The organism is Microbacterium bovistercoris, assembly GCF_003387575.1.
GTDB lineage: Bacteria > Actinomycetota > Actinomycetes > Actinomycetales > Microbacteriaceae > Microbacterium > Microbacterium bovistercoris.
Genome location: NZ_QUAB01000009.1, coordinates 18,630 through 28,232, shown reverse-complemented (window position 1 = coordinate 28,232; position 9,603 = coordinate 18,630). Strand labels below are relative to the sequence as shown.

The following is a 9,603-nucleotide window of genomic DNA, read 5'->3' as shown; positions in this document are numbered from 1 at the left end:
CGGGCAAGCCCGGCCCTCCCGGCGGCCCCTCCCAAGGTTCGCTCCGGGATCATCCCGTCCCGCTGGTGCTTCGGGGACGGCGGATGGCCTCTGGGGGAGGGAGGTAGGGCCGGAAGCCTCTGGCGCCGATGTTCGAGCGCCAAGCGGAGCGGTCCCGTGCGCGTGTGCGGGAGGGCGGGTTTTCACGGGGCGGAGGCTGGCGCGCGGGAGCTCGCGCGGGGATAGTGGGGGCATGACCGGAGCGATCAGGCTGGAGCGGCATGCCGACGTGGTGGCGGCGGCGACCGACCCCGAGCGGTTCTCGAGCCGCACCTCCACGCACCTGCACGTGCCGAACGGCATGGACGGCGCCGAGCACGCCGCGTTCCGCACGGTGATCGAGAAGCACCTGACGTCGGAGGCCGTCTCCGCACTGGAGCCGATGCTCGCCGAGACCGCCCACGAAGCCGTGCGGGAACTCGCCGCCGACGAGCCGGTCGAGATCATCGGAGAGCTCGGAGAAGTGTTCGCCGTGCGCGCGCAGTGCCGCTGGCTGGGCTGGCCGGAGGTCGTCGAGGACGAACTGCGGATGTGGATGGCGGAGAACTACGCCGCGGCGCGGCATCCGGACCTGGAGCGCAACGCGGATGTCGCCGCAGCGTTCGACGAGATCGTCCGCCATGAACTGCACCGGGCGCGACCGGGAACGGTCACGGCGCGCCTCGCCGACGAGCATGTGCGAGGGCGCCGGCTGACCGAACCGGAGATCGTCTCCATCTTGCGCAATTGGACCGCCGGCGACCTCGGGTCACTGGCCCGCTGCGTCGGAGTCGTCGTGCGCCGGCTCGCCGACGAGCCTGCGCTGCAGCAGCGGATGCGGGACCTCGGCGACGATCCGGAACGGCGGGCCGAGGTCGACGCCATCCTGGACGAGTGCCTGCGCATCGAGGATCCGTTCGTCGCGAACCGCCGCATCACGACCTGCCCCGTCACCACCGCGAGCGGCCAGGAGCTGCCGCAGGGCGCGACCGTGCTGCTGGACTGGGCCGTCGCGAACCGCGACCCCGACGTCTTCTCGGGCGACTTCGATCCCGAGGCCCACGCCGCGGACAACGTCGTCTTCGGCATCGGCCCGCACGTGTGCCCCGGGCGTGACCTCTCGCTCACCGAGCTGCGCGTCGTGATCGTCGAACTGCTGCGGGCCACGACCGCGATCGAGCCTGCTCCGGAGCATCCGCCGGTGCCGCACGATCCGCCGATCGGCGGCTGGCGCACGGTGCACGTCGTGCTGCGCTGACGAGACCGGCGCGACATCCGCCGGAGCCCCGCTCTACTTCTTCCTGCCGACGTCCTTCAGCATGCCGGCGACGACCAGCGCGAAGGCGCCGACGAGCACCAGCAGCCACAGCCCGAGCTGGTACGAGTTCGTCTCGGCGTTGTATGTCGCGCCCATGACCAGCGGCGGGAAGTAGCCGCCCAGGCCGCCCGCGGCGGCCACGACGCCGCTGACCGCACCGACCTTGTCCTTCGGCGTCGACGGTCCGATCCAGGCGAACACCGCGCCCATGCCCAGACCCATCGCGGCCGCCATGAAGATGAAGGTGGCTCCGGTGACGATCCCCTCGGGAGGCTGCTGACCGACCACATACGCGAGCGTGACGATTCCCGCCAGTGAGATCAGCGCGATCACCTTCGGGCCGAACCTGTCGGCCAGCACACCGCCGATCGGGCGGGCGATCACCGCGGCCACGGCGAACAGTGCGGTGCGGGTGCCGGCGCCGACCGCGTCGACGTCATCGGGGTAGATCGTGGTGAGGTACTTCGGCAGGAAGGTCGAGAACGCCACGAACCCGCCGAACACGATGCCGTAGAGGAACGACATCTCCCAGGTCACCGGAAGCTTCAGCGCTCCGACCACCTTGGGGATCAGCTTGGCGTCGTTCGCCTGCCAGACCGGCGACTCCCGCAGGAAGAACCAGCTCAGCACCGCCATCAGCAGCAGCAGAGCCGCGATGAGCAGGTGCGTCGGGAAGTAGCCGATGGCCTCGGCGAGGCGGGGTGTGAAGAAAGCCGACACCGCCGTGCCGATCATGCCCATGCCGAACACGCCGTTCGCGAATCCGCGTCGCTCCGGCGGGAACCACGCGCTCGAGAACGGCACGCCGACCGCGAAGATCGTGCCGGCGACGCCGAGATAGAAGCCCGCGAGCAGCAGCAGCGGGAAGCTCTTGATCGACCCCGCCAGCGCGACCAGCAGCACCGCGGGGATCGACAGGAGCAGCACGAACGTGAACATCTTCCGGCCACCGAAGCGGTCGGTCATCGCGCCGACGACGATGCGCCCGAGCGCTCCGACGAGCACGGGAGTGGCGAGCATCAGCGAGATCTGGCCCTCGTCGAGACCCATCTCGGTGGCGTAGGTCTTCTGCAGCGGCGCGATCGCCATCCAGGCCCAGAACCCGACCGTGGAGGCCAGCGTGGCGAGGATCACCTGGGTGAATCCGCCCTTGAGCGAGTTTTCGGTGGACGGCACAGTCGTGGATTGCGCGCTCATCGAGGAGTCCCTTCCCGAGGTCTTGTGCCAGAGAGTAGCGGGGCGGAGACCCCCGCACCACCACTTCCGCCGTGTCTAACCGAGGTGAGAGTTCGGGGCGGGAATAAACACGGCGTGCCCTTGTCACGGTCCAGGGGCCCGGGCAGGATGCTGAGTACAACGTGACCTCCCCGGGAGAAGGAGAAGCGATGACCCCCGCCATGCGCACCGAGAGCGAGCCGGCGACAGACGGGCCGCTTGCAGACGCACTTCTGAGCATGGGGCGGTTCCTCCGCCCCGGCGAGGTCTCCGAAGACCTTCGGGCGGTGTTCCTCGAGGGTGGCAGATCGGGCGACGTCTTCTACCGCGACCGCTGGTCGCACGACAAGGTGGTCCGCTCCACGCACGGCGTGAACTGCACCGGGTCCTGCTCGTGGAAGGTGTACGTCAAGGACGGCATCATCACGTGGGAGGCGCAGCAGACCGACTATCCGAGCGTCGGTCCGGACTCCCCGGAGTACGAGCCGCGCGGCTGCCCCCGCGGCGCGGCGTTCAGCTGGTACACCTACTCGCCCACGCGGGTCCGCTACCCCTACATCCGTGACACGCTCGCCCAGCTGTACCGGCAGGCGAAGGCGCAGCATCCGGATCCTGTCGACGCCTGGGCGTCGATCGTCGAGGACCCGGAGAAGGCCAGGAAGTACAAGCGCGTCCGCGGCAAGGGCGGGCTGGTGCGCACCACCTGGGACGAGGTGATGGAGATCGCCGCGGCCGCGCACGTCTACACGGTCAAGAAGTACGGACCCGACCGTGTCGCCGGCTTCTCGCCGATCCCGGCCATGTCGATGGTCTCGCACGGCGCCGGTTCCCGGTTCATCAACCTCATCGGCGGCACGATGCTGTCGTTCTACGACTGGTACGCCGACCTGCCGGTCGCCAGCCCGCAGGTGTTCGGCGACCAGACGGATGTCCCGGAGTCGGCCGACTGGTGGAACGCCGGGTACCTGATGATGTGGGGCTCGAACGTCCCAGTGACCCGCACGCCCGACGCGCACTTCATGACCGAGGCCCGCTACCGCGGCCAGAAGGTCGTCACCGTCTCGCCGGACTACACCGACAACACGAAGTTCGCCGATGAGTGGATGGCTCCGCACCCCGGAACGGATGCTGCGCTCGCCCTCGCCATGGGTCACGTGATCCTGCGCGAGCACTTCGTCGAGAAGCGCACCGAGCGGTTCCAGGACTACATGCGCCGGTACACCGACGCGCCGTTCCTCGTCGAGCTCGAGCAGCGCGACGGCGGTCTGGTGCCGGGCAAGTTCGTCACGGCCTCCGACCTGGGTGGCGAGGCCGCCGCGCAGTCGCGCGCGGACTTCAAGCCGGTGCTTCTCGACGCGAGCGGAGCCCCAGTCGTGCCGAACGGATCGCTCGGCCACCGCTTCAGCCCCGAGGACGAGGGGCGCTGGAACCTCGACCTGGGCGACGTGGTCCCGCCGCTTTCCGTCACCGACCTCGCCGACTGGGCGGGGGATGCCGCAGAGGTGAGGCTGCCCCGGTTCGACCTCGACCCGCAGCCCGGGCAGGAGCACGCCGGTGGTTCGGGCGTGATCGTACGCGGCGTGCCGACCCGTCAGATCGCGGGCAAGACGGTCACGACCGTATTCGACCTGATGCTCGCGCAGTACGGCGTGGGTCGTGACGGCATCCCCGGCGACTGGCCCACGGGCTACGACGACACGACGAGCCCCGGCACGCCCGCCTGGCAGGAGGAGCACACCTCGGTGCCGGCCGCTCAGGCCATCCGCGTGGCCCGCGAGTTCGCCGACAACGCCGACCGCTCCGGCGGCAGGTCGATGATCCTGATGGGTGCCGGCACCAACCACTGGTTCCACTCCGACACCATCTACCGCACGTTCCTGGCGCTGACGACCATGACCGGATGCCAGGGCGTGAACGGCGGCGGCTGGGCGCACTACGTCGGCCAGGAGAAGGTGCGCCCCATCACGGGCTACCAGCAGTATGCGGCGGCCGCCGACTGGGGCCGCCCGCCGCGGCACACCATCGGCACCGCGTTCTTCTACCTCGCCACCGACCAGTGGCGCTACGACGGCCTGCCGGCCGACCAGCTCGCGTCCCCGCTCGGGACGGGCCGCTTCGAGGGCCGCACCACCGCCGACTGCCTGGTCGAGTCGGTGCAGCGCGGCTGGATGCCGAGCTATCCGACCTTCGACCGCAACCCGCTCGACCTGGTCGACGAGGCGGAGGCGGCGGGCAAGGAGCCCGCGCAGCACGTCGTGGACAGCCTGAACGAGGGTTCGCTGCGATTCTCGGTGGAAGATCCGGATGCCCCGGAGAACTTCCCGCGGATCATGAACATCTGGCGGGCCAACGTGCTCGGCTCGTCCGGCAAGGGCAACGAGTACTTCCTCAAGCACCTGCTCGGCACGGATGCCGCGGTGCGCGCCTCGGAAGCCGCGCCCGACGCGCGTCCGGTGAACATGACCTGGCACGACAAGGCGCCCGAGGGCAAGCTCGATCTGCTGATGACGGCGGACTTCCGCATGACCAGCACCACGCTGTTCAGCGACATCGTGCTTCCGGCTGCCACCTGGTACGAGAAGTACGACCTGTCGTCCACGGACATGCATCCGTTCATCCACGCGTTCAACCCGGCCATCGCGCCGCCGTGGCAGACGAAGACCGACTTCGAGTCGTTCCGGCTGCTCGCGGAGAAGTTCAGCGAGATGGCCCGCACCCACCTCGGGGTGCGGAAGGACATCGTCGCCGCACCTCTGCAGCACGACACTCCTGACGTGATGGCGACACCGCACGGCCGGGTGGAGGACCTGCCGCGGGTGCCGGGGGTGACCATGCCGAAACTGGCCGTCGTCGAGCGCGACTACCCGAACCTCGCCGAGCGTTGGAAGGCCCTGGGCCCGCTGACCGAGAAGCTCGGGCTCACGACCAAGGGCATCACGTACCACGCCGAGCTCGAGATCGAGCGGCTGAAGCGCGTGAACGGCACCGTCGAGTCCGGGCCGTACGCGGGGGCGGTGCGGCTGGACAGCGACCAGCGCGCCTGCGAGATGATCCTGGCGATGTCGGGCACCAGCAACGGCCGCCTCGCGGTGCAGGGGTTCAAGGCGCTGGAGAAGCACACCGGCCAGCAGATGGCGTTCCTCGCCGACGAGCACGAGGGCACGCACCTCACGTTCCAGGACGTGTCGGTGCAGCCGCGCAGCGTCATCACCTCGCCGGAGTGGTCGGGCTCGGAGCACGGCGGGCGGCGCTACACCGCGTTCGCGATCAACGTCGAGCATCTCAAGCCCTGGCACACGCTCACCGGGCGGCAGCACTTCTACCTCGACCACGACTGGATGGACGAGCTGGGCGAGGCGCTGCCGATCTACCGGCCGCCGCTGGACATGCACCGGCTGTTCGGCGATGTGGTGCCGGGGAAGAGCACGCACACCGAGGTGCACGTGCGCTACCTGACGCCGCACTCGAAGTGGTCGATCCACTCCGAGTACCAGGACAACCTGTTCATGCTGTCGCTCTCGCGCGGCGGCCCCACGATCTGGATGAGTCCGCAGGACGCCGCGAAGATCGGGGTGCGGGACAACGACTGGATCGAGTCGTACAACCGCAACGGCGTCGTGGTCGCGCGCGCCAATGTGTCGCACCGGATGCCGGAGGGAACGGTGTACATGTATCACGCGAAGGACCGCACGGTCGATGTGCCGATCTCCGAGATGAGCGGCCAGCGCGGCGGCATCCACAATTCCCTGACGAGGATCCTGCTCAAGCCGAGCCACCTCATCGGCGGGTACGCGCAGCTGGCCTGGGCGTTCAACTACCTCGGACCCACTGGGAACCAGCGTGACGAGGTGACGACCATCCGTCGCCGCAATCAGGAGGTGCAGTACCGATGAGAGTCATGGCGCAGATGTCGATGGTGATGAACCTCGACAAGTGCATCGGATGCCACACCTGTTCCGTCACGTGCAAGCAGGCCTGGACGAACCGCACCGGCGTCGAGTACGTCTGGTTCAACAACGTCGAGACCCGCCCCGGCCTGGGGTACCCGCGCGGTTACGAGGACCAGGAGAAGTGGCAGGGCGGCTGGGTGCGCGACAAGCGCGGGCGGCTGCGGCTGCGCTCGGGCGGACGCCTCGCGAAGATCGCGCGCATCTTCTCGAACCCGAAGCTGCCGGGCATGGAGGACTACTACGAGCCGTGGACGTACGACTACGACATGCTCGTGAACGCCCCCAGCGGTGAGCAGCACACCCCGGTGGCCCGGCCGAAGAGCCTGATCACCGGCAAGGACATGAAGATCGAGTGGTCCGCGAACTGGGACGACGACCTCGGCGGGTCGATCGAGACCATGCAGGACGACCCCATCCTGCAGAAGATGAGTCAGGAGGTCTCGGCCGAGTTCGAGAAGGCCTTCATGTTCTACCTCCCGCGCATCTGCGAGCACTGCCTGAACCCCTCCTGCGTGGCATCCTGCCCCTCCGGCGCGATGTACAAGCGGGCCGAGGACGGCATCGTGCTCGTCGACCAGGACGCCTGCCGCGGGTGGCGGATGTGCGTGAGCGGATGTCCCTACAAGAAGGTCTACTTCAACCACAAGACCGGCAAGGCCGAGAAGTGCACCATGTGCTACCCGCGCATCGAGGTGGGCCTGCCGACCGTATGCTCCGAGACGTGCGTGGGCCGGCTGCGCTACCTGGGCCTGGTGCTGTACGACGCGGACCGCGTGGCCGAGGCCGCAGCGACCGAGAACGACCACGACCTGCTCGAGGCGCAGCGCTCGGTGCTGCTCGACCCGAACGACCCGGCGGTCATCGAGGCGGCGCGCCGGGACGGCATCGCCGAGGACTGGATCACCGCCGCCCAGCGCAGCCCGATCTGGAAGCTCATCCAGCAGTACGAGGTGGCGCTGCCGCTGCACCCCGAGTACCGCACCATGCCGATGGTCTGGTACATCCCGCCGCTCTCTCCCGTGGTCGACGTGGTCACCGGCTCGGGCAACGACGGCGAGGACGCCCGCACCCTGTTCGCGGCGATCGAGAAGCTGCGCATCCCGATCGAGTACCTCGCCGAGCTGTTCACCGCGGGCGACGTCGCGCCTGTGGATGCCGCGCTGCGGAAGCTCGCCGCGATGCGCTCGTACATGCGGGGGATCAGCATCGACGACGTGCGCGAGGAGAGCATCGCGCAGGCAGTCGGCATGACCGGTCCCGAGATCGAGGAGATGTACCGCCTGCTCGCGATCGCGAAGTACGAGGAGCGGTACGTGATCCCGCCGGCGCACTACGAACAGGCGCACGACCTCGAGGAGATGGCGTGCTCACTCGACTACGACGGCGGGCCGGGCATGGGCGGTGCCGGTGGGCCGTTCGGTGCGGCGAGCGGTCAGTCCGTTCCGGTCGCGGTGGAGAACTTCCACGTTCTCGCCGACCGGCAGACGGCCGACCGTCCGTCGACCGGAGGGCGCGTCAACCTGTTGAACTGGGACGGCAACGGGCATCCGGACGGCCTGTTCCCGCCGGAGGACCGCACATGAGCACCGTCCTCCCGCCCCGCGTCACGCCTCGACGGCGGATGCCGGACGAGGCGCTGGCCCCCGTGCGGCTGACCGGCGCGCAGCGCCGTACCGTGCACATGCTCGCCTCGCTGCTGCTGGACTACCCGGATGCCGCGTGGTTCGACCGGTTCGGCGAGCTGCGCGCGCACGCCGCAGGTCTCCCACCGGCGGTCGCCGCTCCGCTGACGGCGTTCATCGACCGGGCGGACGGCGCCGGAGCATCGGCCTGGCAGCGCGACTACGTGAACACGTTCGACCTGAAGCGGAAGTGCTCGCTGTACCTGAGCTACTTCGCGACCGGCGACACCCGCCGGCGCGGCACCGCGCTGGTGGCCTTCCTCGACGCGTACCGTGCGGCCGGGTGGGAGTTCGACGCGGCGGAGCTGCCGGACTATCTGCCCGCGGTGCTGGAGTTCTCGGCCCGCTCGGACTCCGAGGTGGCGAGCGCCCTGCTGACCGCGCACCGCGAGGGCATCGAGGTGCTGCGCGCAGCGCTCGAGGGCATGGACAGCCCGTGGGCGCTGGTGGTGCGCGCGGTGACGCTGTCACTGCCGAAGGTGGACCAGCGCACCCAGGAGAGGGTGCTCGCGCTGGTGAACGAGGGCCCGCCGACCGAGACGGTCGGCCTCAGCCTGCCCATGCCGGTGTTCCGGACGAAGGGGGAATCGTGAGCACTCTGCAGATCGTGCTGTGGGTGGTGCTGCCGTACGTGTGCGCGGCGGTGTTCATCCTGGGCCACATCTGGCGGTACCGCTACGACAAGTTCGGCTGGACGACCCGCTCGTCGCAGACCTACGAGAACAAGCTGCTGCAGTGGGGGTCGCCGATGTTCCACCTCGGCATCCTCATGGTCATCGCCGGACACGTCGTGGGCCTGCTGATCCCGCGGGAGTGGCTGTATGCGATCGGCATCGACGAGCACATGTACCACATCGGTGCGACGGTGCTCGGGACGGCGGCCGCCATCCTCACCCTCGCGGGACTGGCGATCCTGATCTTCCGGCGCCGCACCGTCGCGGCGGTGTTCCTCGCCACCACGCGCATGGACAAGGTGATGTACGTCTTCCTCGGGGCGACGCTGCTGTTCGGCACCGCGGCGACGGTCGTGCACCAGGTGTTCGGCGGCGGGTTCGCGTACCGCGAGACGATCTCTCCGTGGATGCGCGGGATGATCATCTTCCAGCCGAATCCCGAGCTGATGGTGGGCGTGCCGCTGCTGTTCCAGCTGCACGTGATCACCGCGTGCCTGCTGTTCGCGCTGTGGCCCTTCACCCGCCTGGTGCACGTGTTCTCGGCGCCGGTCGGATACCTGTTCCGGCCGTACATCGTGTACCGGTCTCGCGACGAGCAGCGTGGCAGCCGTGCGCCCAAGCGCGGCTGGGACCCGGTCGCTGCGCCGGACCCGGCTCGGCTGCGTCGCCCGTGAGGCGTCCGTTCTTCCCGGGTCCTGAGCGCCCTTCGTCTCGTCGCTGCGCTCCTCGCTCAGGATCCGCGCAGC

6 protein-coding genes are annotated in these 9,603 nt (G+C 69.1%); 5 read left to right on the top strand and 1 reads right to left on the bottom strand.

Features of this window, described 5'->3' with window-relative positions:
• The first annotated feature begins 232 nt into the window (after positions 1–232).
• Positions 233–1,276 carry a cytochrome P450 gene (locus tag DY023_RS00555; protein WP_116240398.1) on the top strand — a complete coding sequence of 348 codons (1,044 nt, stop codon included), beginning with the start codon at positions 233–235 and terminating at the stop codon, positions 1,274–1,276.
• A 33-nt stretch (positions 1,277–1,309) separates the two neighbouring features.
• On the opposite strand, the gene DY023_RS00550 is transcribed toward DY023_RS00555, so the two are convergent.
• Positions 1,310–2,533 carry an MFS transporter gene (locus DY023_RS00550; RefSeq protein WP_116240397.1) on the bottom strand — a complete coding sequence of 408 codons (1,224 nt, stop codon included), beginning with the start codon at positions 2,531–2,533 and terminating at the stop codon, positions 1,310–1,312.
• A gap of 188 nt (positions 2,534–2,721) precedes the next feature.
• Between DY023_RS00550 and DY023_RS00545 the strand changes: the two genes are divergently transcribed.
• The 4 genes from DY023_RS00545 to narI are packed head-to-tail and all read left to right on the top strand — an operon-like array spanning position 2,722 to position 9,531.
• Positions 2,722–6,444 (top strand): nitrate reductase subunit alpha, encoded by a 3,723-nt coding sequence (locus DY023_RS00545; RefSeq protein ID WP_220347213.1) that lies wholly within the window; start codon positions 2,722–2,724, stop codon positions 6,442–6,444.
• On the top strand, positions 6,441–8,084 hold the full coding sequence (gene narH / locus DY023_RS00540; RefSeq protein ID WP_116240396.1) for a nitrate reductase subunit beta: 1,644 nt from the start codon (positions 6,441–6,443) through the stop codon (positions 8,082–8,084). The genes DY023_RS00545 and narH overlap by 4 nt, the downstream gene beginning before the upstream one ends.
• Positions 8,081–8,776 (top strand): nitrate reductase molybdenum cofactor assembly chaperone, encoded by a 696-nt coding sequence (narJ, locus tag DY023_RS00535; protein ID WP_116240395.1) that lies wholly within the window; start codon positions 8,081–8,083, stop codon positions 8,774–8,776. The genes narH and narJ overlap by 4 nt, the downstream gene beginning before the upstream one ends.
• Positions 8,773–9,531: a respiratory nitrate reductase subunit gamma gene (gene narI, locus DY023_RS00530; protein ID WP_116240394.1), complete on the top strand. Its 759-nt coding sequence runs from the start codon at positions 8,773–8,775 to the stop codon at positions 9,529–9,531. Before narJ ends, narI begins: the two co-directional genes overlap by 4 nt.
• Positions 9,532–9,603: the final 72 nt, after the last annotated feature.